This window comes from Umezawaea sp., assembly GCF_057122925.1.
Window position 1 is genome coordinate 8711 of the sequence record NZ_DBNGPQ010000130.1, and the last position, 24584, is coordinate 33294.

Consider the following 24584-nt stretch of genomic DNA (forward strand, 5'->3'; position numbering starts at 1 on the left):
CCCACCACCACGGTCCGCCGCGGCGGTGAGCGGGGGCAGAGCCCGAAGTCCTCGTGGAACCCGGAAATGGTCCTCTCCCGTCGATCACCTCGGGTTCGTCACGGGACGGTGCCGCGAACAGCACGCAGAAGGCGCCGGTTCCGGCGCTGTCCGCGGCACGATCGCGTTGGACGAACCCGCGGGAGGGACCGGTTGGTGCACGGGTGACCGGATGGGGGCCACGGGTGGCGCTTCGCTCCCCGCCGCAGCGAGAACAGGGCGATGACGGGCAGCGTGCACGGCAGGTGACCGAGTACCGCGAGTGGCCGCTCCCACCACCAGATGAGGTCCGGTTCGCGGTCGTCGACCATCCGTCCGGCGAGGACGACGTAGAGGACGGTGCGGGCCAGTGCCGTCCCGTTGCTGTGGAACAGGAACAGCGGGAGCGCGAACCGGTTGACCAGAGCGGTCGCCCACCGGTTCGAGGGCATCGGACCGGTTCCGCGAAAGACCCTGCGTCTGGGGGACCTACGGCCAGTGCGCGCGGCACGCCCGATTCGTAACGTCGGTGCCAGGTACTCGGACGGCGAAGAGGAAGGCTTGCCATGACCGCAGTTGTGGCTCCGATCGTGGTCGGCGTCGACGGTTCGGAATCCGCGCTCGACGCGGTGCGGTGGGCGGCGGCGGAGTGCGCCAGGCACCGGGTTCCGCTGCGACTGGTGCACGGCTACGTGCTGCCGGTCGGCGGCTACCCGGAGATCGTCCTGACCTCGTACGGGGTGCGCGAGTCGATGGCGGCCTTGGCGCGGGGTTGGCTGGAGGCCGGTGTCGCGGCTGCCCGGTCCACCGCGCCGGACGTCGACGTCGAAACCGACTCGGTGCTCGACGGGGTCGTGCCGACGCTGATCCGGGAGTCGAAGCGCGCCCGGATGGTCGTGCTCGGTTCCCGAGGGCTCGGTGCCTTCACCGGGATGCTGCTCGGGTCCACCGCGGTCGCGCTGGCCGCGCACGGCAAGTGCCCCGTCGTGGTGGTCAGGGGAGCGGCCACCGAGGGCGGCCCGGTCGTGGTGGGGGTGGACGGCACACCGGCCAGCGAGGCGGCGATCGCCTTCGCGTTCGAGGCCGCGTCGACACGGGAGGCCCCGCTCACGGCCGTCCTGTCGTGGACCGACGTCCGGGTGGACAGCGCGTTCACCGAGGCGCGGATCACCATCGACTGGTCGCAGGTCGAGGAGGAAGAGGAGCGGCTGCTGGCGCAGCGGTTGGCCGGGTGGCAGGAGAAGTACCCGGACGTGCGCGTGGAGCGACTCGTCCTGCGCGACCGCCCGGTGCACGCCCTGCTGCGCCTCGCGGAGACCGCGCAGCTGCTCGTCGTCGGCTCCCGCGGACGCGGTGGCTTCACCGGGATGCTGCTCGGCTCTACGAGCCAGGCGCTCGTCCACCACTCCCACTGCCCGGTGGCTGTCGTCCGTCCTGCGTAGGGGATTCGCCCACGGCGGCCAGTTCGGCCAGCACGGCGTCGACCGCGGGGCCGAGCGCGCCCGCGACGAGCGGGCTCAGTCCCACACCGAAGGCCACGTCGTCGACCTCGATGGCGAGCACGACCAGCCTGGCGGGCATCCTGTCGAGGGCACGGGCCAGCTCCACGGCCTCGGGGACACCGAACCCGTGCGAGCTGGTGGCGGACGTCGAGGTGGGCACGTTCGCGCGGTGCAGCCGACCCGGCCGCGACGGGACGCACCGGACCGCGTCCACGACCACCGCCAGGTCGGCGTCCTCCCAGGCGTCCATGAGCCGGACGGGGTCGCCGTCGGAGATCTCGACCCGCACGCCGCGGCGCGCGACCTCCGCGACGATGGCGGGTCCGACGCCGTCGTCGCGGCGGAACTCGTTGCCGATGCCGATGACCACGGCGCTCACCCGCGTTCCACCGTGAGGTCGAGGAAGTGGGCCGAGCAGGAGATGCAGGGGTCGTAGTTGCGGATCGCCTGCTCGCACAGGTGGGTCAGGGCGTGGTCGTCGAGGCCCAGCGCCCCCGTCACGAGGTGCGTGAGGTCGTCCTCGATCGCGGCCTGGTTCTGCGAGGTCGGGGGGACGATGTCGGCGCTGAGGACCGCACCGCCTGCATCGAGTTCGTAGCGGTGGTAGAGCAGACCGCGCGGTGCCTCGGTGGTGCCGTGCCCGACCCCGGCTCGGTGGTCCACCTCGATGAACGGCTTCGGGCGCTCGTAGTCGGCGATGATCCGCAGCGCCTCTTCCACGGCGTAGACGACCTCGACCGCGCGCACCACGATGCTGCGGAACGGGTTGAGGCACTGCGCGCCCAGACCCGCGGCGGTCGCGACCTGTGCGGCGACCGGGGAGAGCCGGTCGGAGTTGAGGCTGTAGCGTGCGAGCGGGCCCACGAGGAAGAGCTGTCCGTCGAGCCGGGCGTGCAGCGCCGTCGAGTGCGGCACCTGGTGCTCGACGACGTGCGACGAGAACTCCGCGGGTGGGAACGACCGCCCGGTCGTGACGTGCGGTATGCCGCGGTCCAACGGGTACCCGCTGGTGTCGCGCAGCGCCATCAGCCGGTGCGGCACGTCCAGGTCGGGGAAGTCGAAACCGGACACCCAGCCGACCGTCGCGACGGCGTCGTCCAGCGCTTGGCGCAGCTGTTCGGCCAACGGTCGCAGTTCCGCCGCGGTGGGCACCCGGTAGAAGCCACCGAGCCGGACGTTCACCGGGTGGATCGCGCGACCGCCGATCGCCGACATCACCGAGTTGCCCGCCTTCTTCAACGCCAGCCCCCGCTCCACCAGTGACCGCTGCGCGCGGGCCATCGCGATGCCGTCGGGGAAGCCGAGGAAGTCCGGCGCGTGCAGCAGGTAGATGTGCAGGGCGTGGCTGGAGATCCACTCGCCGCAGTACAACAGCCTGCGCAGCGCCCGGAGTTGCCCGTCGACCTCCACGCCGCACGCGTCCTCGACCGCCCGACAGGCGCTCATCTGGTAGGCGACGGGGCAGATGCCGCAGATGCGCGCGGTGATGTCCGGCGGTTCCCGGTAGTCCCGGCCGCGCAGGAGCGCTTCGAAGAACCGCGGCGGCTCGTAGATGTTCAGCCGCACCTCCTCGACCCGTGCGCCCTTGGTCCGCACGTGCAGCGCGCCCTCACCCTCGACCCTCGCGAGCCCGGCCACGTGCAGCGTGCGGGACTGGTGCGTCACGCCCACTCCGGGGCGGCGGCGTTGAACGTCCGGAACACCCGGTCCACCTCCCCGTCGTCCATGCCGCACCGCCGCAGCAGTGGGATCAGCGCGGGCACGTTCGCGCCCGTCATCGGTCCGAAACACCCGTAGCAGCCCCGGTTCACGGCCGGGCACAGCGCGCCGCAGCCCGCGTGGGTGACCGGCCCCAGGCACGGCGTGCCGTCCGCCACGGCCACGCAGGTGAGACCTCGGCGCTTGCACTCGGTGCACACGCTGGTGTCGGGCAGGTCCGGCTCACGGCCCACCAGGAACGCCGAGAGCACTTCGAGGAGCTGGCGCCGGTCGATGGGGCACCCGCGCAGTTCGTAGTCCACCTCGACGTGCGCCGAGATGGGGGTCGACGTCGCCAGCGACTCGATGAGGGAGGGATCGGCGTAGACGACCGACCGGAACTCGGCGACGTCGCCGAAGTTCCGCAGCGCCTGGATCCCGCCCGAGGTGGCGCACGCGCCCACGACGACCAGCACGCGGGACTGCGCCCGGATCGACCTGATCCGCTCGACCTCGTCCTCGGTCGTCACGGACCCCTCGACGATGGACACGTCGTGCGGTCCGGGTTCGACGACGCCGGAAACCTCGAGGAAGTGCGAGATCCGAACGCGTCCGGCCAGTTCGAGCAGTTCGTCCTCGCAGTCGAGCAGGGTCAACTGGCACCCGTCGCACGAGGTGAACTTCCAGACGGCCAGGGAGGGGAGTTCCATCACAGCTCCTTCACCAGCATGAGCGGGGTCGCCACGGGGAGGTCGACGACCGGTCCGTCGCGGCACAGCAGCAGGGGGCCCAGCTGGCAGTGCCCGCACACGCCGGTGCCGCACTGCATGTTCCGCTCCAGGGAGACCTGGACGCCCTCGTCGGGAACTCCGCGGCCGAGCAGCGTCCGCGCGCAGTAGCGCATCATCGGTTCCGGACCGCACAGCATCGCCGTGGTGCGCGTCGCGTCCAGCGGGATCGACGCGAGCGGTTCGGTCACGACGCCGACGCGCCCGGTCCACCCGTCGGCGGCGTGGTCGACGGTCACGACGACGTCCACGTCGGCCAGCGAGTCCCAGTGCCGCAGCTCGTCGTCGTACAGCAGGTCCGAGGGTGTCCGGGCGCCGACGACGAGGGTGACGCGGCGGTAGCTCGACCGGTGCTCCAGAGCGTGCCGCAGCGCCGGGCGCAGCGGTGCCAGGCCGATGCCGCCCGCGACCAGGAGCAGGTCGCCGCCCTCGGCCCGGTCGACGTCCCACGCCGTGCCGAACGGGCCGCGGACACCGAGCACCGCGCCCGGCTCGGCGGAGTGCAGCGCCCGACTCACCGCACCGACCGCGCGGATCGTGTGGACCAGCACGCCACCGGCGGGGATGTCGCTGATCGAGATGGGGACCTCGCCGATCCCGTGCGCGTAGAGCATCGCGAACTGGCCGGGCCGGAACACGGGCAACCGGTCCGCGACCGGGGCCAGCACGAGGGTCGCCGAGTCCTTCGTCTCCACCCGGCGGCGCCGCACCCGGTGCGCCACCGGCAGCCACGGATCAGTCGCCATCGGGGTGCCGGTAGAGGTCGAGCAGGCGGATCCTGGTCGCCTGCAACCGGTTGAGCAGGGCCTCGACCAGTATCCGGGACATCCGGTAGCCGAGCACGGGATCGGCGTCCGCGAGCCTCCTGAGGTCCAGCGCGTCCACCACGACCGCGCTGGTCGGCGCGGCGATGCTCGCACCGAAGTGCCATCGGTACGGCGGTACCAGCCAGGACCAGCCGAGCAGTTCGCCGGGGCCCACGCTCTGGACCACCGTGCGGCCCCGGCCGGGGATGTCGGTGTCCACCACCGCGCAGCCCGCGGTCACCACCCAGCACCGGTCCGCGAGCCGACCTTCCTCGAACAGCCGCGCACCGGGTTCGTAGTCCTCGTGGCGGGCGATCCCCGCCAGCGCGGCGCGCTGGTCGTGCGACAGACCCGCCAGCAGCGGCAGGCCGTCGAGTTCGGTCATCGGCGCGGACGTCATGGTCGCCCTCCCAGCAGATCGGTGAGCGCCGCGGCTTCCGCGGTGATGTCGATGCCCACCGGGCACCAGGCGATGCACCTGCCGCACCCGACGCAGCCGGAGGTGCCGAACTGGTCGTGCCAGGTGCCCAGCTTGTGGGTCATCCACTGCCGGTAGCGGGACGCACCGCTGGTGCGCACCGCGCCGCCGTGCAGACCGGAGAAGTCGATCTCGAAGCAGGACGCCCACCGCTGTGCGCGCTCGGCGTGCCCGCCGCTGAGGTCCGTGACGTCCTCGGTGGTCGCGCAGAAGCAGGTCGGGCAGACCATCGTGCAGTTGCCGCAGGTGAGGCAGCGCTGGGCCACCGACTCCCAGTGCGCGGAGTCGCGGCTCGCCGCGAGCAGCGCACGCAAGTCGACCTCCGGCATCACCCGGCCCATCCGGTCCGCGGCCGCCGCCACGTCCGACTCCGCCAGCACGACGTCGCGCTCCTGCGCGGCGCGGCCGGGCAGCCGTGCCAGCAGCGCCGCGCCCGCCGGTGTTCCCGCCGAGGCGAGGAACCGGTGGCCCTCGTCGTCGATCCGCTCGGTCAGCGCCACGTCGTAGCCGGACTCCACCGCGGGGCCGGTGCGCATCGACGCGCAGAAGCACACCTCGCCCGGCTCGGTGCACTGCGCCGCCACGACGAACGGTGTGCGTCCTGTGGAGCGCAACACCTGCGTGAGCTTGGCGATGGCGGCGATGTCACAGGCGCGCGCGCCGAGGAACGCGTACTTCGCGGCAGGCTCGTCCGGCACGTGGAAACCGCCGCTGTCGCTGGACACCAGCGTGCGGCGGGACGGGTGCAGGAACGACTTCCACGACTGCGGCCCGGCGGAGTGCCCGAACACCGCGTCGTCCGAACGCCTGCGCACCCGGTAGCGACCCGGTCCCGCGTCGACACCCCACCCGGCGGGCAGGTCGACCACGGACTCCACCTCCGCCAACGTGATGGCGTTGTCGCGCAGGACCGGGCCGATCACCAGGTGGCCGTCGGCGCGGAGCGCGCCGATCAGCGCGTCGAGGCCGTCGAGGTCGAGTACCGCGTCGCCCAACCCGTTGGTGCTGTTCGGGATCACCATGGTTCGCGTCCATCCAGTTCGTGCTCGGTCCGAAGGGCGCAGGCCCACGGTCAGCCGGTGGGGGGATCCAGCACGTCGTCGAGGGGACGACGGGGAGTCGGCGGGAGCGGGGCCGCGTTCATCAGCCCCCAGCCGATCCGCAGCACCATCTGCGGGTACGTCGCTCCGCCCAGCACCTCGGTGCGCAGCAGTTCCCTGGTCTCCGCGACCTCGAGCGGTTGGGTCAAGGGGCAGGTGGCCAGTCCGGCGGCGGTGGCCTCCAGCAGCACGGCACTGGTGGCCTCACCCGCGCGCAGGCAGGACATCCGGTCGTCAGAGGTGGTGCCGAGCACCACGAGCGAGCCCTCGTCGTCGACTTCCGCCCCGCCGGGCTGGCGAAGCTCTCCCGAGGGGAACGTCCGGGTCCGGACGTCGCCGTACCAGACGTCGCCCGCTGGGATGTTGGCCGCGGGAACGCCCTCGACGGACCGGGCGCCGACGTCGCTCCACGTCCGCAGCTCCAGTGCGTACTCGGGGTCCGCGTTCTGGGCCTCGGCGGCGCGGATGATGGCCATGACCAGTTCGTACCGCGCCTTGTCGTCCGCCACGTCGCCGGCGATGACGCCTTCGGCCCTCGCGCGGTCGGCCAGCTGCGCGAGCAGCGCGGGAGGTATCCGCCACGAGGAGAAGCGGCGGCGGTCGGTTCGCCGGAACGTGATCGCCTTCGCCATGGCCACCTCGACCTCGTTCGGGTCGTGCCGCGACAGCTCGACCACCGCGAGGTGGTCGGGGCGGTCGGGGTCGGGCAGTCGGTGCACGGTGGCCCGCCAACCCGTGGCCGCGAACGCGATCCGCGCGTGGTGCAGCGCGGCTCCGCAGCTGAGCAGCAGGTCCGCGCCGGTCGGGTCGACAGCGGGCAGGTGACGGGAGGGATCCGCGAAGAGGTGCAGGCCCTCCGGGCCGAACCGCCACCGCCACGGCTGTGAGTTGTGCACCGACGGCGCACGGCAGGCCATCGTCACCGCCGCGCGGACCGTCGTCTCGTCCGGCGTACCGCGGTCCATCCGGATCACCTCCTGGCGTGGCACTCCGCCGTGGTCACCCTGTAGACCGTGGCACCGATCGATGGCCGGGTTCAGGGTCGGAGTACCCGTGTGGTCAGGGTCTGCCGTCCTGAGCGGCGGCCAGGCTCGCGCGGCAGGCGCGGACGAGTTGGCGGGTGGCGCGGCTGTTCGGCGACCTGCGGCACCGGGTGCAGCGCACGACGACGTCACCGGTCAGCTCGTCGACGCCGACGGTCGCCGAGCACTCGCAGTCGCGGCACCACCGGTGCCCGGTCACCACGATGACGTGCGCGGGGGAGTGCACGCACTGGTGCAGCCAGCGCTTGTGCAGTCGGCAGGTCGTGCGTTCCAGCGGGTCCAGCCAGCTCAGCTCGGCGAGGTCTTCCTCGGTCAGCGCGACGGCGAGCCCGCGGTCGCGCAGGTCCGCGTACCGGTCGGCTACCGCGGCGGTGAGCTGTTGCGTGGACATCTTCTCCTCCAAGGGGGTTCGGGACCTGGCCCTACGGTCCGCCTCGTAGCCGCGGGCGAACACCGCACGGGGACCCCGTTCCGGAGTGACCTGCACGCCTCGTCGGGTGCCCATCGGCTCTCCGCGCCGCGGACCAACGGCCCTGTGTGGCGACCGCGGTCCGGAGCAGCCTGGTACCAGCCCGAGGAGGACGACCATGAACAGCCAGCCCGCATCACCGGTCGCGCGACTGGTGCGCAGCGTGTTCGACCGCCGCAACCCGTTGGCCCGCAGGGGTGATCGGTTCGAAGGCGTGGTGCTGGTGTTCGCCGTCGCGGTCTCGCTGCTCGGCGTGCCCGTCGCGGCGACCGTGGGCTCGGAGCTGCACGAGTCCCGGTCGATCGACTCGAGGCACCAGCTGAGCACCCGGCACCAGGCCCTCGCCGTCCTCCTCGTCGACGCCCCGCCGTTCACCCGCACGGTCGACCAGGCCGGTGGTGTGCGGGTCTCGGACGTCCCCGCGTCGTGGGAGCTGCCCGACGGGTCGACGCGAACGGGCGAGGTGGCGGCGAACGACGGGGCCAAGGCGGGAGCCTCGGTGCGGATCTGGGTGGACGACGAGGGGGCGGTGACCAAACCGCCGATGACGTCCGTGGGCGCGGGCTTGGGTGCCGTCGTGGTCGCGCTGGTGTCGTGGACGGCGCTCGTCGGCGCGTTGGCCGCGCTGTACTCGCTGGTGTGCTGGGCCAACAGGAGGGCCTCCCTCCGCCGGTGGGCCGACGAGTGGGCCGAGGTCGGTCCGGAGTGGACTCGCCGGATCCGCTGACCGCAGTGCCGAACGTCATGGGATGCACGGGACCAACCGCACTGTCCGCGGACAGCGGTGAGCGGAAGCCTTGTTCCATGGAAGCCACCGAGGTGATGAGGCGCCCGGTGGTCTCGGTCAGTCCGAGCACCACCGTCCGCGCCGCCAACGCGCTGCTGGTCGACCACGGGTTCGCGGCCTTGCCGGTGGTCGACGAGGACGGGCACGTGGTCGGGGTCGTGACCGGGTCGGATCTCCTGCGAGCGAGCGTCACCGGGGCGAGTTCCCGGACTGTCGTGGCGCAGGTGGTGCACGCGCCCGCGATCACGGCCGACGTGACCGCGACCGTGGTGGAACTGGCGGACGCCGTGCTCCGCCACGGACTGCACTGCCTGCCCGTCGTGGACGAGGCCGGTGTGCTGGTCGGTGTGGTGAGCCGCACGGACCTGCTGCGCACGCTGGTGCCCGACGACGACGTGCTGGCCTCGCGGATCGACCGGCTGCTGCGCGACCACAGCCGAGCGGCGCGCTGGCGGGTCCGCGTCGTCGACGGTGACACCACGATCAGCGGACCGTTCGAGGACGAGGCGGAACGCCGAGTGGTCACGGCGCTGGCCCACACGGTGCCGGGCATCACCGGGCTGGTGCTGCGCGACCCCCTCGATACCGAGGACCCCACCACGTCGGCGGCTCGCTGACGGCGGGGGGAGACAACCGTGCGGCCGTGGCACCCCGGGGCCGTCGAACACCGCGGGTCTGCTCGGGCTCGCTGGGAGCGGAGGGAGTGGGACATGTCGGTCGGCCGATCGACCGGGACCGCGGTGACGGGCTCGGAGGACTCCCGTGATGCGCGGATCCACGTCGACTTCGTCGGCGGCGAGGAGTACGCGGTCCGGATGCGCGGCCACCACGTGGCCACCGACCAGCCCCTGGACAACGGCGGGGTGGACCGCGGTCCGTCACCCGTCGAGCTGTTCGTCGCCTCGATGGCCGCCTGCACGGCGTACTACGCGGGCCGCTACCTCGACCGCCACCACGTGCACCGCGAAGGTCTCCGGGTCTCCGCGGACTACCGCATGGCGGCCGATCGGCCCGCGCGGGTGGAGCGGGTGCGGCTCGACGTGCGCGTGCCCGACGGCACACCGGCGAACCTGCGGCAGGGCCTGCACGCCGTCGTCTCGCACTGCACGGTGCACAACACGCTGCGGCAGCGGCCTGAGATCCACATCGACATCAGCTGACCGGACCTGGCAGGAAGGCGGGGTGGGTGACGTGCGCGAACCCGTGGTGGGGTCGGTGATGACCAGGGCGGTCGTGACGGCACGGCCGGGCACGACCTTCAAGGAGGTCGCGGAACTGCTGGCGGACAACGGAATCAGCGCGGTCCCGGTCGTCGACGACGACGGAACGCCGATCGGTGTCGTCTCCGAGGCCGACCTGCTGGCCAAGCAGGAGTACGGAGGGGGTAGCCGGTCCGGTCCCGGTCTGTTCGCCGGTCGCGCTCGCAGGGCCAGGTGGCGCAAGGCTTTCGGCACGACGGCAGGTGACGTGATGTCGAAGCCGGTGATCATGATCGATCCCGGCGCGCCGGTCAGCGAGGCGGCCGGGGTGCTGGCGGAGGCGAACGTGCGGCGGCTGTTCGTCGTCGACCGCGCGGGTGAGCTGGTCGGCGTGCTCGCCAGGCGGGACCTGCTGCGCTCGTACCTGCGCGACGACGGTGAACTGCGCGAGGACATCCGGCGGTTCGTGTTCCGCGGGGTGCTCTGGGTCGACCCGGACATGGTCGGCGTGGTGGTCGAGGAAGGCGTGGTGACGTTGTCCGGCGAACTCGACCGGCGCAGCGAGGTCGACATCGCGATCGCGCTGACCCGCGAGCTGCCCGGAGTTGTCGGCGTGCGCAGCGAACTGGTGCACGGGTTCGAGGACGACGATCCCGGCACCGCGCGACTCACAGGGCGACCGACAGCCGGGGACCGGTGATGGTCTCCCAGCGGACCTCGAGCCGGTGTTCCAGCTCGCTCGTGGTCGTGTGCTCGGGACCCTCCAACGGCAGCCGGTGCGGCTCGAACGCCCAGCGCTCGCCAAGTCCACAGGGGTCGCGCGCCCAACCTCGGAACGTGGACTCGAAAGGTCCGATGTGGGTGCTTCGCGAAATCCACTGGCAGGGTGGTCCGCCGTTGACCCAGGCGTGTTCGGACACCGTGCGGTAGCCGAGGCCGAACGCCCTTGTCCGCGAACGCCCACAGGACCTGCGGGCCGTCGTGACCCGCAGGACGGCCAGTGCTCAGGTCGTGGCGGGCTCGCGGCACCTTCGGGCGTCCAACCACTCGGCGGCCGTCGTCCTCACGCGTCGCCGCGGTGCTGGTCGGCCTCGCGCTGGGCGTGCTCGGCGGGGGAGGGGCGATCCTGACCGTGCCGATCCTGGTGTTCCTGGCCGGGGTGGACGCCAAGCAGGCGATCGCCATGTCGCTGTTCGTCGCGGGCGTCACCAGCGCCGTCGGCGCGGTGTCGCACGCCAGGGCCGGTCGGGTGCGCCGGCGCACCGGCCTGCTGTTCGGAGCCGCCGGTATGACCGGAGCGTACGGAGGAGGTCGGCTCGCGGCCTTCATCCCCGGTGCCTGGCTGCTGGTCGGCTTCGGCGTGATGATGATCGTCACCGCCGTCGCGATGATCCGCGGGCGGAAGGCCGGGAGCACGCCCGCCGTCCACGGTGAACTGCCGATCGGCCGGGTCCTGGTCGAAGGCGTCGTGGTCGGACTGGTCACCGGGTTGGTCGGTGCGGGCGGCGGCTTCCTCGTCGTCCCCGCACTGGCCCTGCTCGGTGGCCTGCCGATGGCGGCGGCGGTCGGCACATCGCTGGTGGTGATCGCGATGAAGTCGTTCGCGGGTCTTGCTGGCTACCTGGCCACCGTGGAGATCGACTGGACCTCGGCGCTCGCCGTCACGGTCGCGGCCGTGGTGGGCAGCCTGCTCGGCGGTGCACTGGCCGGGCGGATCCCCGAAGAGCTGCTGCGCAAGGGATTCGGCTGGTTCTTGGTCGTCATGGGCGGCTTCCTCCTCGCCCAGCAGGTGCCTTCGACCGCGTGGCACGCGATGGCCACCGAACCGGCCCTCTGGCTCGTGGCCATCCCGCTCGGGGCATTGGCGGCGACAGGCTGGTGGGCACACCGGCGGTCGCGGTCCGACGTGCGCGGACATCGCCGCTAGCCGGTGGCGGGGCCTCAGGCCGACGTGGTCGACTGGGGGCCGCGCAGGTCTTCCGGCAGTTCGTCCTGGTCCTCGTGCGGCACGGGCGCGCTGACCCGACGATTCGCCGACCCGACGAATCCCAGGGTCGGCACGGCTCGGGTCCGGTGTGACGTCCGCGCACCGACCGGAACAGGGACCAAGGTCATCTGTGATGGGGACCAACCTCACTGCCGCCGGCTCACGACAGGGGAAATCCTGGTCGCATGGGAGCCGTCGATGTGATGATCAGCCCGGTGGTGCCTGCTCGGTCCGTTGAGTTGGCCGGCCAGGTGCCGGTGGTCGACGCGTCCGGGTCGGTGGTCGGCGTCCTGGGTTACGCGGACCTGGTGCGCGCGTTCACGTCCGAGGACCACGCGCTGGAGTGGCGGATCGAGGACCTGCTCCGTGACCGCTACGCCACCGCGAACTGGCAGGTGCGCGCCGTGGACGGGTTGGTGACGATCTCCGGTCACTTCGCCGACAACGCGCAGCGCTGGGCCCTCATGGCGCTCATGCGCCTGGTCGGCGGGGTCAAGGGTCTGGTGCTGAACGGGACCGCGACGACCGGCGTCGCCCGCATTCGACTCGGCTGACCGCGGGAGAGTTGCGTTTCGAGCGGCTGGGATCCGCCGTACCGAATTCCCGGTGAGCAGGTTCCAATTGTGGTGGGCTGGACTGGTCTCCCGATCCGCACTCCAGTGGAGTCCCGACCGAGAGTTGCGACGTCTATCTCAGTCCTGTTCGCTCGACCTGTCGTGCGGCGTCATGAGCCGCAGCGCGATATCGCGGTCGTCCGCGCTATCGGCGTCGTTGTCCGAATTGGCATCCGACCACGAATTCGGCGTGATGTCCGCCTTGGGCGGTAATTCCGCTTCGGGTAGCCATCCCCGGTAGCGCACGGTTGCGATGACCTTCGCACCTGCCGCGTGCCGCACGGCCAGGTCCAGCGAGACGGCTCGGGTGACCCCGAACCTGGCCGCGATCGACACGGCTCCGGGGATCCACCGCTTCACCGCGTCGACGGTCGAGCGGGGCGTCGACCTGCTGCCGTCGAACTCGACGCTGCCGACGAGCCCGTGTTCGGCGACGGAGGCGCTGAAGGCCGACAGGACCGCGTCGAGCGATCGATCGCGACCGCTTCTCCGGTGCTCGCTCGCGACGACGCGCGCGCTGGTCGCGATCCGGTCGGCCTCCAGGACGGCGGCGTCGATCGACTTCGACAGCGCTTCCGGCGCCTGCGACCTGAGCGAGCACAACCGCGACGTGATGGCGAACAGGCTGCCCGCGACGTGCCCGTAGACGCGCGCCGCCGCGTCCGTGCCGTCGTCCGCCGGTGCGAGGTGGCCGACTGCTCCTCCTTCCGGCACGAGCAGTGCCCACGCCAGGTACTCGGCGAACGCGGTCGCCATCCCGCGGTCCGACTCGGCGGAGTTCGCCTGCCCCGGCAGCCTGCTCAGCAGGAGCGCTCCCCGGAACTGGCCGCCGCTGTACGCGGGTGCGACGACGGACGGGCCCGTCGTCGTCGACCTCGCGGACTGCCCGGTGCGCTCGTGCAGCGTCGTCTCGTCGACCAGCACGGCTCGCCCCGCCTCGACCGCCAGCGCGGTGGCCGAGCCCTCGAGCGGCAGGACGCGGTTCTCCCATTCGGCGGACCCACCCGCCGCGACGACGACCCGGACCCAGTTGCCGTCGTGGAACGGCACGGTGAGCGCCGCTGCCGTCGCACCGCTGTGGACGCGGGCGCACTCCACGAGCGACCGGATCAGCCCGAGCGGATCGGCCAGCGGGCTCGCGGCGACCAGCAGGGAACCCAGTGCGAGTCGCCAGTCCCCGCCCTCGGCGGACGTGGTTCCCGCGCCCGAGGTGTCGACATCGGGTTCATCCGAATTCATTCGCCTCCAACCGGATCGGGTAGGCATTGCGTCGAGCGGGCTGATGAAGGGGTGGTTGACCATTGAACACCACTCGCCGGTCGATCGGTGCTGAATCCGCGCGGAGAAGCAGTCGAATGGACGATCGTTTGCCGGGGAGGCGCGAGGGTGCGGTCTCGCCGGCGCGCGGAACCACCATTGTGGTGGCGCCCGTCTTCGGACGAGTGGCTCGCGATGGCAATTCCCTCCACTGTCCCGCGGTCGTCGAGCAGGCCCACGGGCACGGATTCGCACTGCGCGCCGCGCGTTTCCCGCTTGCGCGGTGCCGCGGAAGGCCGAGCCGTGACCAGCGGACCTGTGCACTCGGGACCAAGGGCCGCGTCGCCGCCCCCCTCGGCCTCCTAGCGTCGAGGGCGTGGCACCTGTGGTCGTGGAGGTGAGCTGCGGTGACTCGTACGGGGAACTCGGTGGTGGTCGGCGTCGACGGATCGGCGTCGTCGATGGGGGCGGTGCGGTGGGGAGCTCTGGAGTGCGCGCGGCAGGGCGGCAGCGTGCTGCGGCTGGTGCACGCCTACCTGATGCCCGCCAAGGTGGCGCCGACCGTCCTCGCGGTCGGCTCGCGGATCCCCGGCGCCATCGAGGCGCAGGGACGGCGGTGGCTCGCGGAAGCCCGCGCGGCGGCGGGCGACGCGGCGCCGGACGTCACCGTGGAGACGGAGCTGGTCCTCGGTGCGGCGGTTCCGGTCCTGGCCCGCGAATCCGAGGGTGCCGGGATGATCGTGCTCGGATCGCGGGGACTCGGCGGTTTCGCCCGGCTGCTGGCGGGGTCGACGGCGCTCGGGACGTCCACGTGCGCCGAGTGCCCGGTCGTCGTGGTCAGGGGAGAGTCCACGGAGGATGGTCCGATCGTGGTCGGCGTTGACGGGTCGGTCGCCGGTGAGGCGGCGGCCGGCTTCGCGTTCGAAGCGGCGGCGGCCCAGGGAGCTCCGCTGGTGGCGGTGATCGCGTGGACGGACTACCTGGAACCCGCCCTCCACGGTCGGACCTGGCCGCGGGCCGAGTGGTCGCGGGTGGAGGAGGCCGAACTGCGGGTGCTCGACCAGAGCCTGGCGAGGTGGCGGGAGAAGTTCCCCGACGTGCGCGTCGAACGCGTCGTGACGGAGGACCCGCCGGTGCGCTCGCTGCTGCACCAGGCACGGAAGGCACGGCTGCTCGTGGTCGGCAGCCGCGGTCACGGCGCGCTGGCCGGGATGCTCCTCGGCTCGACCAGCCAGGCGCTGGCCCACCACTCCCCGTGTCCGCTGGCGGTCGTCCGCCCCCGGTGACGATCGCGGAACCCGCTGCACGGCGGGGAACCCGCGTCAGGGTCCGAAGTCCCGTCGACGTCGGCCGGTTGGACTCTCACCCCGCCCACCGCTGTGGACGAGCGTGGAAGTGCACAGCCGACGAGGAGAAGACATGCGCCACGCAGGACAGACCACCATCGACAACATCCAGGTCTCGCTGACGGCGAAGGTGCCCGACGACGCGCGCGACTACGCGGCGGCGAAGGTCGGGGCGCTGGCGAAGTACGCGCCCGCGCCGGTGGACCTCGCGGCCGTGCGGCTGACGACGACGGCCGACCGCAGGACCCGGCCGCTCGTCGTCGCGCACGCCCGGCTGACCGTGAACGGTGCCGGGGTGAACGCCGAGGCGACAGCGGGCACGTACACCGAGGTGGTCGACCAGCTCCACGACCGGCTGCGGGACCTGTTGCTCAAGCTGCACAACTGACCATCCACAACGGACTTCCACCGCACATCGGGGAGGCGCCAGATGACCACGGCGACAGCGGGCTACCCGGTGCACGTGCGGGGTCGGCTCGATCCGGGACCGAGTCGGGGGCTCTGGCCGGTGAAGTGGTTCCTGGCGATCCCGCACCACGTCGTGCTCGCGTTCCTGTGGGTCGGGTTCGCGGTGTGCACCGTGCTGGCGTTCTTCGGCATCCTGGTCACGGGCCGCTACCCGCGACCGCTGTTCGACTTCACCCTCGCCGTGCTGCGCTGGACGTGGCGCGTCGCCTACTACACCTACGGCGCGCTGGCCACCGACCAGTACCCGCCGTTCAGCCTCGGCGCTGAGCCGGACTACCCGGCGACGCTGGACGTCCCCTACCCCGAGCACCTGTCCCGAGGTCTGGTGCTCGTCAAGTGGTGGCTGCTGGCGATCCCGCACCACCTCGTCCTGGGAGTCTTCCTCGGTGGCGGCGGGTACGCGGCGTCTCGGGTGGGGGCGTGGGCCACCCGCACCGGCGGCCTGGTGGGGCTCGTCGCGCTGTTCGCGGGCGTGGCGCTGCTGGTCACCGGCCGCTACCCGCGCGGGCTGTTCGACTTCCTGCTGGGCATGGACAGGTGGGCGCTGAGAGTCGCCGCGTACGCGGGCCTGATGACCGACGCCTACCCGCCCTTCCGCCTGGACACCGGCGGCGACGAGCCCGGCGTGACGACGATCGACCACCCGCCGCCGCCGCACGCCGACGGCGGGGGGTGGTCGGGAGGCCGGATCGCGGCGGCCGTGATCGGTGTGGCCCTGCTCCTGTTCGGCGTGGCCCTCTCGGCGGCGGGCTCGCTCGGGCTCTGGGCGGACGCGACCCAGCGCGATGCCGACGGCTACCTCCACACCGGCGCGAAGTCGTTCCACAGCGACGGGTACGCGCTGTCCTTCGGCACCGTGGACCTGCGGTGGACCGAGGCCGCGTGGCCCATCGGCACGGACTGGCTCGGTGACGTCGAACTGCGCGCCGACGAGGACGTGATCATCGGCATCGGCCCCGCCGACGACGTGAACCGCTACCTGTCCGTCGTGGAGCGCGACGAGGTTCAGGGCATCGGTCCGGAGGTCGTCTACCGGCACCTGGACGGCGGTCCGCCGCCCGCGACCCGGCCGACCTGGGCCGCATCGGGGACGGGATCGCTGACGTGGCACGCCGACGAGGGCACGTGGGCGGTCGCCGTCCTGAACCCGGACGGCTCGCGGGTGGTCGACACCCGGTTGTCCGCCCGTGCCACGGTGCCCGCGCTCGGCTGGGTCTCCACGGCGCTGCTCCTCGGCGGGGTCCTGGTGGTCTCGCTCGGCGGCACGACGTTGCTCGTGGCCGCGGTGCGGTCGTCCCGCCGACGCGAGGTGGACCAGGTCGTGGCGCCACCGGGCCATCCCGAAACCGATCTCTAGTCTTTTGTGGACAGTGACGGAAGTCCCTCTGGCCAGAGTGCGCACGCCTCTGGCCAGAGGCGTCCGCGAGGTGTCTCCTGGAGACAGGAGCAACGCAGGGAAGGAAGGGAACGAGATGACCTCCATCATCCGCCGTCCGACCAGCACGTTCATCCCGGACGTGGTGGACCTGTTCGACGCGGCGTGGCCGTTCAGCGCGAACAGGCACCCCGTCCACGTCGAGGACTTCGTCGACGACGGCTCGTACGTCGTTCGGGCGGAGCTGCCGGGGCTCGACGCGGACAAGGACATCGAGGTGAGCGCTTCGAAGAACACGCTCACCATCTCCGCCAAGAGGGAGGAGCGCAAGCACGACCGCCACCACTCGGAGTTCCGCTACGGCTCCTTCAGCCGCTCGGTGACGCTGCCCGCGGGCACGGACACCGAGACGATCTCCGCCAAGTACGACCGGGGCGTCCTGGAGATCCGCGTACCGATCAGCGAACCGGAGCAGGACCGCAAGATCCGGATCGAGGTCCCGGCCGAGTAGCGGTCGCCACACATCCCCGTGCCGGGTTCTCCGACACGGGGATGAGGTCTGTCCGGGTTCCTGACCCGCTCGTCGCACGAGCGGTCGGACGGCGCGAGCAGCGCCCCGCGTGCTCCGGGGACGGCCACCCCCGCATCGGCCCGCCCGATCCGCCGCCCGGACGTCGCGGCAGCGGGGAACCGGGCCGGACGCGCCGGACGGTGGGGCCGTTCGGCGCGTCCTCGCCTCATCCGAGCACGTCGTCGAGGGCGCGGCGTGGAGTGGCGGGCAGCGGCTCACCGCTCACCGGCGCCCAGCCGACCCGGAGCACCAGCTGCGGGAACGCGACGTCGTCGAGCACGTGCTCGCGCAGCAGGTCCCTGGTGGCGGTGACCTCCAGCAGTTGGCTGAGCGGACACGTGGCGAGCCTGGAGTCCGTCGCCGTCAGCAGCACCGCGCTCAGCGCCTCCCCGGCGCGCAGCCGCGATCCCCGGTCGTCGGAGGACGTCGCCAGCACCAGCAGGGCGCCCGCGTCGTCCTCCCAGCCCGGCGTGGACACCGTCAGCGAGCCGTTCGGGAACGGACGCATCTCGGTGTCCCCGTGGGACACGGGCACCGAGGGGATGTTCGCGGCGGGAACTCCCTCGCGGGCACCGCGGCCACGACCGGCCCAAGCCGCCAGCTCGCTCGCGTAGGCCGGGTTCATCCCCTGCTGCCACGACGCGGCGCTGATGGCCGAGGTGATCCGGAACCGGTCGCGCGGGTCGTCGGCGGCCACCAGGATCGCGCCGTGCTCTGCCGCCCGGTCGACCAGCACCCGCACCAGGTCGGCGGGCACCTCCCACGAGCTGAAGCGCCTGCGGTCGGTGCGGCGGTGGGGGATGGCTGCCGACAGCGCGATGTCCTCCGCGCTCGCCTGCCTCGGGTAGAACGTCACCGCGGCCAGGTGGTCGGGCTCGGCGGGGTCGGGCAGACGGCGGACCACCGTCGCCCAGCCGAGCGCGGCGAAGCCGACCCGCAGGTGGTGCAGCGCCGCACCGCAGCTGACCAGCAGGTCGCGCCCGTCCGGATCGGTGGCGGGCAGGGTCCTGCTGGGGTCTGCGAACAGGTGCACCGAGCTGTCGCCGACCGTCCACCGCCACGGCTGGGTGTTGTGGATCGACGGCGCTCGGCAGGCCAGTCCGATGACGGCCCGCACGGTCCCGACGTCCGGGTGGTCGTCCCGCATCACGCTCACCTCCTGGCCTGGACCGCTGCCGCCAGCATCAGCCTGCGTTCGGCCGAGCCGATCACCGACCGGGCGGCGTGCACGGCGTCGGGGTTGACCGAGATCGACGTGATGCCCTGGCGCACCAGGTGTTCGGCGAACTCCGGCCGGTTGGACGGTGCCTGCCCGCACAGCGACGACGTGATGCCCGCGTCGTTGGCGGCCGTGATGATCCGGCTGATGAAGTCGAGCACGGCCGGGTCGGACTCGTCGAACAGCTCCGCGCACACCTCGGAATCGCGGTCGACGCCGAGCACGAGCTGGGTGAGGTCGTTGCTGCCGATGGACACCCCGTCGATGCCCGCCCTGGCGTACTCGGGAATCCAGTAGGCGACCGACGGGACCTCCGCCATGACCCACCGGTGCAGGCCGCGCTGGCGGCCGAGCGGGCTGGCGTCGATCTGCTCCAGGCACGCCTCCAGCTCCCACTTCGTCCGCACGAACGGGATCATCAGGTGCAGGTTCGGCGTCTGCTCCCGAACCCTGGCCAGCACGTCGAGCTCGCGGCCGAACAGCATGGGTTCCTTGACGTACCGGTAGCAGCCACGGTAGCCGATCATCGGGTTGTCCTCGTGCGGCTCGAACTCCGCCCCGCCGAGGAGGTCGTGGAACTCGTTGGTGCGGAAGTCGATCGCGCGGTAAACCACGGGCCGGGGGTAGAACGCCCGCGTGATGCGCAGCAGCGCCTCGATCATCGCCGTGGCGAACTCGTCCCCGGTCTCGTGGGCGAGCAGGTACCGGGGATGGGTGCCCTTGAGGGCCTCGGTGAGCATGAACTCCGCCCGCAGCAGGCCCACCCCGTCCACCGGGAGGGCCGCGACCTCCTCGGCGTGCTCCGGCATCGCCAGGTTGACGTAGAGCTTGGTCGCCAGCGTCTCGACGGCGCCCGCGGTGGTCGGAGCCTCCTGGCGGGGCGTGGTGCGTACCGGTCCGCCGACGTCGCCCTCCAGGACCCGGCCGCCCGCGCCGTCCACGGTGACCAGTTCGCCGTCGCGCAGGACCTGGGTGGCCTTGCGGGTGCCCACGACGCAGGGCACGCGCAGCTCCCTGGCCACGATCGCGGCGTGGCAGGTCATGCCACCGCCGTCGGTCACCAGCGCGGACGCGCGGCGCATCGTGGGGACCCAGTCCGGGTTGGTCATGGTCGCCACCAGGACCTCACCGTCGACGAAGCTGCCGCCCTCGGACGGCGAGGTCAGCACCCTCACCCGGCCGCTCGCGAGGCCCGGTGAGGCGGACAAACCGTTGAGCAGCACCGTTCCGGGTGCTTCACCTTCTTCCAACGTGGTGATGGGCCGCGACTGGACGAGCCACGTCCTGCCGTCCGCGATCGCCCACTCCAGGTCCTGGGGAGTGCCGTAGTGCTCCTCGACCCGCAGCGCCAGGCGCGCCAGGTCGATGGCCTCGTCGTCGGTGAGGACCCGCTCGGCCCCCGTGTGCTCGTCGAGGTCGACGCGGAGGTCCGCGCCGTCCGGACCGCGGACGATCTTGTGGGTCTGGTGGCCGACGCGGGCCTCCAACAGCCGGGGCCCGGTCTTGGCGAGCACGTAGGTGTCGGGTTCCACGGCGCCGCTGACCACGACCTCGCCGAGGCCGAACGCGCCCTCGACGACGACCCGGTCCCGGTTGCCGTTGGACGGGTCGGCGGTGAAGGCCACGCCGGAGCGCTCGGAGTCGACCATCTGCTGCACGACCACGGCGATGGCGGGTTCCTCGACGATCTTCCTGCTGGCCCGGTAGGCGATGACCCTGGGACCGAACAGCGAGGCCCAGCAGTCGCGCACGCGGTCGACCAGATCGGTGTCGCCCACGACGTTGGTGTAGGTGGCGTTCATGCCTGCGAACGACGTCCCGGCGCCGTCCTCCGACGTGGCCGACGACCGGACCGCCACCGACGCGTCCTGGCCGAGGGCGTGGTAGGCGTCGAGGACGGCCGCGCGCACGTCGTCCGGGATCCCGGCCTTGCGCACGAGGTCCTGGAGCAGCTCGCAGGCGGCGGTGAGCTCGGTGGGCTTGTCCACGGCCAGCAGGGCCGTGTCGAGGGCGGACCGCAGGTCGTCGCGGGTCCCCCCGCGTTCCATGGAGGCGAGGTAGGCGTCGGCGGTGATGACGAATCCGGGGGGCACGGGCAGGCCCGCGCCGGTGAGTTCCCCGAGGTTCGCCCCCTTGCCGCCCGCTACCGCCGTGTCGTTCTTGCCGAGGGTGTCGAAACCGACGACGTTGCTGGTCATGTCATCTCCTCTGCCGGTCGACTTCCCCCTTGGCGTTCGCGTCTCGAACGGGGAGGCGGAAGTCCTGTTGGTGGACACGGAGGTCCCGCGCCCTGGTCATCTGGTGAGCACCGCGCGCAACCGCCACGCGCCCAGTGCGAACAGCACCGCCGCGTAGCAGGCCAGCACGCCGAGTTGGGGCAGCACGTCGGGCAGCGCGCCGCCGTCGCGGCCGAGTGCCGCGAACCCCCGGTCGGCCCAGGCGTGGGGGGTGAGGAGGGCGACCTCGCGCAGGGCTCCGCTGAAGAACTCCAGCGGCACCATGCAGCCGCCCAGCGCTGCCAGCCCGAGCGCGAGCAGCACGCCGAAGCCCCCGGCCTGCTGCTCGGTGCGGAAGACCGCTCCGAGCAGCATCCCCGCGCCGCCCGCCACGAGCGCGAACAGCAGCAGCAAGGCGCCCACGGCGACCGGGTCGCCCCAGCGCACGCCGAACAGCAGCGCGGTGCCGACGACGATGAAGACGCCCTGCACGAGCGCGATCGCCACCCGACCCAACCCCTCCCCGAGCACGACCGTCACCGCCGAGGTGGGAGTGGCGACCATGCGTCGGGACAGGCCGAGCCGTCGGGTCTCGATCAGGGCGACCGAGCTGTTCATCGCGGTGAGGAACATGAACAGCAGCAGCTGGCTGGACGCGCCGAGCGAGAACATCCCCAGGTCGGCGGGGAACAGCGCTTCGCCGGTGGTGGTCGCGGACACCGAGATCGCAGGCACCGCTTCCGCCACGGAATCCACTGTGGACAGCGCGGTGTCGAGGTCGGTGCCGTTCAGGCCTGCGACGAACGCACCGGAGGCGAGCCTGCCGCCCTCCCGCGCGAGCACCCCGGCCACGAGCGGGCGCGTCTGCTGACCGTTGCCGTCCTGCCGGACGACCAGGCGCAGCTCGGCCACGCCTCCCGCGGCGACCGCCGCGGACAGCGAGGGCGGGACGACGAGACCCGCGGCGAGCTCGCCGCGCTCGACCGCCGTGCGCAGCTCGGCCTCGTCCGCCACCTCCTCCACGCGCAGGCCGGGCTCCGCGCGGAGCGCGTCGAGGAGGTGCCCCGAGGTCGCGCCCAGCACCCCGAGCTTCGGCGTGCTGGGACCCCCGAACGCGGCACCGAGGATCAGGACGAGCATCAGCGGGAGCACGAAGACGAAGAACAGGCTGGTGCGGTCGCGGAAGATCCGGCGCAGGTTCATCCCCGCGATGGTCAGTACCTTGGTCGTCACCTTGGTCGTCACAACCCCACCTCCCGACGGGTCAGCGCGTAGGCGGTGCCGAAGCCGACGAGGGCGAACGCGCCCAGCACGGCGACCGACGGGAACACCGCCGCGACATCGCCCCCGGCCAGGTCGGCCAGCCCGCGCAGGAACCACCGGTGCGGGGAGACGAGGCTGAGCGCGGCCAGCGGACCACCGACCTGCGCCACCGGGAAGAAGGCGCCGCCCAGCGCGCCCAGGGTGATCGCCACGACGGCCTGCCACCCGCCCGCCTGGTCGGAGGTCCTGGCGAGGGAGGCCACCACCGCGACGATCCCCGTCGCGGCGAGGACACCGGCGACGACCAGCAGCGCGACCCCCAGCGGATGGCCCCACCTCGCCCCCATCAGCACGCTCGTCGCCACCACCAGCACGGTGGTGCCGATCACCCCGACGACCAGGCTGGTGGTCAGCTTGCCGAGCAGGACGGCGGACGGGCGCACCGGTGAGGCGAGGATCCTGGCGAGCGTGCCCGCCCGCCGCTCGTCGAGCAGGCTGGTGACGCCGAACTGGACGGTGAAGAACAGGAAGAAGACCGTCATGCCCGCCGCGTAGTAGGTCGTCATGTCCAGTTCCCGGCGCGAGGCCGGAACGTCGACCAGGCGCAGCGGGTCGGTCGCGGCCGCGGCCTCGGCGACCAGCTCGGCGGGATCGCGCGTGGACCCGCCGTGCAGCGCGGCGGCGACGGAGACCCGCACCGACGTCAGCCGCTCGGCGAACGACCCGGCGACGGACCGCGCCACCCCGACGCCCAGTGGTGAGTCGACGTCGCCGACGACCTCGATCGTCGCCGGTCGGCCCGCGCTCACCTCCGCGGAGAACCCCGGCGGCACGACGAACGCGGCCGTGACGTCACTGCTGCCCACCAGGCCCAGCGCCTCGTCCCTGGACGCCGCCGCCCGCACGGCGACCGCACCGCCCTCGACCACGGCGGGCAGCACCTCGTCGGTGAAGACGGCGGCCACCGGGCCGCCGTCGGCGTTGACGACCGCGTACCGGAAGACGTCGCCCCCGCCGCCGACACCACCCAGAACGAAGCTGAACACCAGAGCCAGCCCGAGCGGGAGCAGCAGGGAGAACACCAGCACCGACCGGTCGCGCAACCGTTGGCGGAGGTCCTTCGCGGAGATGAGGAGAGCTGTTCGCACGGCGTCACTCCCGGAGTGCTCGGCCGGTCAGGTGGAGGAAGACGGTCTCCAGGTTCGGCTCGTCGACCTCGACCGCGCGCACGTGGACGTCCTGTTCGGCCAAGGCGGACAGCACGCCCGGCAGGCACTGGCGTGCGCTGTGCACGAGCAGCTCCAGACCGTCGCCGTGGGCGGCGACCCCCAGCACCGCGGGAATCCGCTCCGCGACGCGCTTCGCGCCCGCCGGGTCGCCGTCCACCGACAGCGAGATCCGGTCCCGCTCGGCCAGCCGCTCGACCAACTCGCGCCTGCTGCCCTCGGCGACCAGCCGACCGCCGTCGATGATGCCCACGCGGTCGCACAGCCGCTCGGCTTCCTCCATGTAGTGCGTGGTGTAGAGGATCGCGAGGCCGCTGTCGGCGAGTTCGCGGATGCTGTCCATGATCGCGTTGCGGCTCTGCGGGTCGACACCCGCGGTCGGCTCGTCCAGCACCAGCAGGATCGGCTCGTGCAGCAGGCCCATGCCGATGTGCAGCCGCCGCTTCATACCGCCCGAGTAGTGCTCCGCGCGCTCGTCGGCGCGGTCCGCCAACCCGACCACGTCGAGCACGTGCGCCACCCGCTGCGCGACGGCGGCACGGGACAGCCCCTGGAGACGGGCGAAGAACCTGAGGTTCTCGCGTCCGGTGAGATCGGGGTAGAGGGCGAGTTCCTGGGGCACGTAGCCGATGCGCCCCTTGGGCTCGGTCGTCCTGGTGGACACGGGCACACCTTCGACGAGCACCTCGCCCGCGTCCGGGCGGAGGATGCCCGCGACCATCGAGATGATCGTCGTCTTGCCCGCGCCGTTGGGCCCGAGCAGACCGTAGGTCTCCCCGGCGGAGATCGTGAACGTCACGTCGTCGACCGCGGTGAGGTCGCCGAACCGCTTGAGCAGACCCCGGCAGGACAGCACTTCCGTCATGACTCCAGCCTGCGTCCGCCACCACGCCGCGGGCAGTGCCGAACGTCATCGTCGGACGGGACCAACCGCACTGCCCCCGGACCGCGGACGGCGGGAGCCTGGAACCGGCCACGACCACGGGCGTGTCCGAAGACCGAGTCCCGCGAACAGCGAGGAGGTCGACATGAAGATCGACGAGATCATCACCGAAGCGCGCGACGCGATCACGGTGCGGCGGGTGTACTCCGAGCCGTACGAGCGCGACGGCGTCACCGTGATCACCGCGGCCTCCGTCGGCGGCGGGGGCGGT

At 72.2% G+C, this 24584-nt stretch carries 25 protein-coding genes; 11 read left to right on the forward strand and 14 right to left on the reverse strand.

From position 1 onward, the window contains the following. The first annotated feature begins 584 nt into the window (after positions 1-584). Positions 585-1460 carry a universal stress protein gene (locus AC156L_RS29800; protein ID WP_330877403.1) on the forward strand — a complete coding sequence of 292 codons (876 nt, stop codon included), beginning with the start codon at positions 585-587 and terminating at the stop codon, positions 1458-1460. Here AC156L_RS29800 and AC156L_RS29805 read toward each other — a convergent pair. The 8 genes from AC156L_RS29805 to AC156L_RS29840 all read right to left on the reverse strand — a co-directional run bounded on the left by AC156L_RS29805 (position 1399) and on the right by AC156L_RS29840 (position 7824). Beyond that, entirely contained in the window at positions 1399-1899 is a 501-nt protein-coding gene (locus AC156L_RS29805; RefSeq protein ID WP_330877404.1) for a hydrogenase maturation protease, read from the reverse strand. The two genes, AC156L_RS29800 and AC156L_RS29805, sit on opposite strands and share 62 nt — an antisense overlap. Next, positions 1896-3185, reverse strand: a complete 1290-nt coding sequence (locus AC156L_RS29810; protein ID WP_330877405.1) for a Ni/Fe hydrogenase subunit alpha — start codon at positions 3183-3185, stop codon at positions 1896-1898. Before AC156L_RS29810 ends, AC156L_RS29805 begins: the two co-directional genes overlap by 4 nt. Further along, the gene (locus tag AC156L_RS29815; RefSeq protein WP_330877406.1) at positions 3182-3928 is read right to left on the reverse strand and encodes an NADH-quinone oxidoreductase subunit B family protein; all 747 of its coding nucleotides are present in this window, start codon (positions 3926-3928) and stop codon (positions 3182-3184) included. The genes AC156L_RS29810 and AC156L_RS29815 overlap by 4 nt, the downstream gene beginning before the upstream one ends. Then, positions 3928-4752, reverse strand: a complete 825-nt coding sequence (locus tag AC156L_RS29820; protein WP_330877407.1) for an FAD/NAD(P)-binding protein — start codon at positions 4750-4752, stop codon at positions 3928-3930. Before AC156L_RS29820 ends, AC156L_RS29815 begins: the two co-directional genes overlap by 1 nt. Further along, positions 4742-5212, reverse strand: coding sequence for a Crp/Fnr family transcriptional regulator (locus tag AC156L_RS29825; protein WP_330877408.1), 471 nt, complete (start codon positions 5210-5212; stop codon positions 4742-4744). Before AC156L_RS29825 ends, AC156L_RS29820 begins: the two co-directional genes overlap by 11 nt. Next, positions 5209-6312, reverse strand: a complete 1104-nt coding sequence (locus tag AC156L_RS29830) for a 4Fe-4S dicluster domain-containing protein (RefSeq protein ID WP_330877409.1) — start codon at positions 6310-6312, stop codon at positions 5209-5211. Before AC156L_RS29830 ends, AC156L_RS29825 begins: the two co-directional genes overlap by 4 nt. 50 nt (positions 6313-6362) lie before the next feature. After that, positions 6363-7355: an Acg family FMN-binding oxidoreductase gene (locus AC156L_RS29835; protein ID WP_330877410.1), complete on the reverse strand. Its 993-nt coding sequence runs from the start codon at positions 7353-7355 to the stop codon at positions 6363-6365. Positions 7356-7449: 94 nt separating this feature from the next. Continuing rightward, entirely contained in the window at positions 7450-7824 is a 375-nt protein-coding gene (locus tag AC156L_RS29840; protein WP_330877411.1) for a hypothetical protein, read from the reverse strand. A 196-nt stretch (positions 7825-8020) separates the two neighbouring features. Between AC156L_RS29840 and AC156L_RS29845 the strand changes: the two genes are divergently transcribed. The 6 genes from AC156L_RS29845 to AC156L_RS29870 all read left to right on the forward strand — a co-directional run bounded on the left by AC156L_RS29845 (position 8021) and on the right by AC156L_RS29870 (position 12429). Continuing rightward, entirely contained in the window at positions 8021-8629 is a 609-nt protein-coding gene (locus AC156L_RS29845; RefSeq protein ID WP_330877412.1) for an Rv1733c family protein, read from the forward strand. A gap of 77 nt (positions 8630-8706) precedes the next feature. Next, on the forward strand, positions 8707-9306 hold the full coding sequence (locus AC156L_RS29850; RefSeq protein WP_330877413.1) for a CBS domain-containing protein: 600 nt from the start codon (positions 8707-8709) through the stop codon (positions 9304-9306). 93 nt (positions 9307-9399) lie between these two features. Beyond that, complete coding sequence (locus AC156L_RS29855; RefSeq protein WP_330877415.1) at positions 9400-9849, forward strand: OsmC family protein; 450 nt, start codon at positions 9400-9402, stop codon at positions 9847-9849. Between the two features lie 31 nt (positions 9850-9880). After that, positions 9881-10588, forward strand: a complete 708-nt coding sequence (locus AC156L_RS29860; protein ID WP_330877417.1) for a CBS domain-containing protein — start codon at positions 9881-9883, stop codon at positions 10586-10588. Positions 10589-10966: 378 nt separating this feature from the next. Further along, entirely contained in the window at positions 10967-11815 is an 849-nt protein-coding gene (locus AC156L_RS29865) for a sulfite exporter TauE/SafE family protein (RefSeq protein WP_330877418.1), read from the forward strand. A gap of 245 nt (positions 11816-12060) precedes the next feature. Next, positions 12061-12429, forward strand: coding sequence for a CBS domain-containing protein (locus AC156L_RS29870; RefSeq protein WP_330877419.1), 369 nt, complete (start codon positions 12061-12063; stop codon positions 12427-12429). Between the two features lie 138 nt (positions 12430-12567). Here AC156L_RS29870 and AC156L_RS29875 read toward each other — a convergent pair whose 3' ends face one another. Then, positions 12568-13728: a hypothetical protein gene (locus tag AC156L_RS29875; protein ID WP_330877420.1), complete on the reverse strand. Its 1161-nt coding sequence runs from the start codon at positions 13726-13728 to the stop codon at positions 12568-12570. Positions 13729-14153: 425 nt separating this feature from the next. Between AC156L_RS29875 and AC156L_RS29880 the strand changes: the two genes are divergently transcribed. The 4 genes from AC156L_RS29880 to AC156L_RS29895 all read left to right on the forward strand — a co-directional run bounded on the left by AC156L_RS29880 (position 14154) and on the right by AC156L_RS29895 (position 17446). Next, positions 14154-15032: a universal stress protein gene (locus AC156L_RS29880; protein WP_330877421.1), complete on the forward strand. Its 879-nt coding sequence runs from the start codon at positions 14154-14156 to the stop codon at positions 15030-15032. A 133-nt stretch (positions 15033-15165) separates the two neighbouring features. Then, positions 15166-15480, forward strand: coding sequence for an HPF/RaiA family ribosome-associated protein (locus AC156L_RS29885; RefSeq protein WP_330877422.1), 315 nt, complete (start codon positions 15166-15168; stop codon positions 15478-15480). 42 nt (positions 15481-15522) lie between these two features. Beyond that, entirely contained in the window at positions 15523-16917 is a 1395-nt protein-coding gene (locus AC156L_RS29890; RefSeq protein ID WP_330877423.1) for a DUF4389 domain-containing protein, read from the forward strand. A 115-nt stretch (positions 16918-17032) separates the two neighbouring features. Beyond that, positions 17033-17446: an Hsp20/alpha crystallin family protein gene (locus tag AC156L_RS29895; RefSeq protein WP_330877424.1), complete on the forward strand. Its 414-nt coding sequence runs from the start codon at positions 17033-17035 to the stop codon at positions 17444-17446. A 226-nt stretch (positions 17447-17672) separates the two neighbouring features. Here AC156L_RS29895 and AC156L_RS29900 read toward each other — a convergent pair whose 3' ends face one another. From AC156L_RS29900 to AC156L_RS29920, 5 genes are all read right to left on the reverse strand, one after another. Then, positions 17673-18653, reverse strand: coding sequence for an Acg family FMN-binding oxidoreductase (locus tag AC156L_RS29900; RefSeq protein ID WP_330877425.1), 981 nt, complete (start codon positions 18651-18653; stop codon positions 17673-17675). Between the two features lie 5 nt (positions 18654-18658). Continuing rightward, positions 18659-20923 (reverse strand): phosphoenolpyruvate synthase, encoded by a 2265-nt coding sequence (gene ppsA / locus AC156L_RS29905; protein WP_330877426.1) that lies wholly within the window; start codon positions 20921-20923, stop codon positions 18659-18661. Positions 20924-21019: 96 nt separating this feature from the next. Further along, on the reverse strand, positions 21020-22186 hold the full coding sequence (locus tag AC156L_RS29910) for an ABC transporter permease (protein WP_330877427.1): 1167 nt from the start codon (positions 22184-22186) through the stop codon (positions 21020-21022). Beyond that, complete coding sequence (locus tag AC156L_RS29915) at positions 22183-23352, reverse strand: ABC transporter permease (protein ID WP_330877428.1); 1170 nt, start codon at positions 23350-23352, stop codon at positions 22183-22185. The genes AC156L_RS29910 and AC156L_RS29915 overlap by 4 nt, the downstream gene beginning before the upstream one ends. A 4-nt stretch (positions 23353-23356) precedes the next feature. Next, entirely contained in the window at positions 23357-24295 is a 939-nt protein-coding gene (locus AC156L_RS29920) for an ABC transporter ATP-binding protein (protein ID WP_330877429.1), read from the reverse strand. Positions 24296-24584 lie beyond the last annotated feature (289 nt).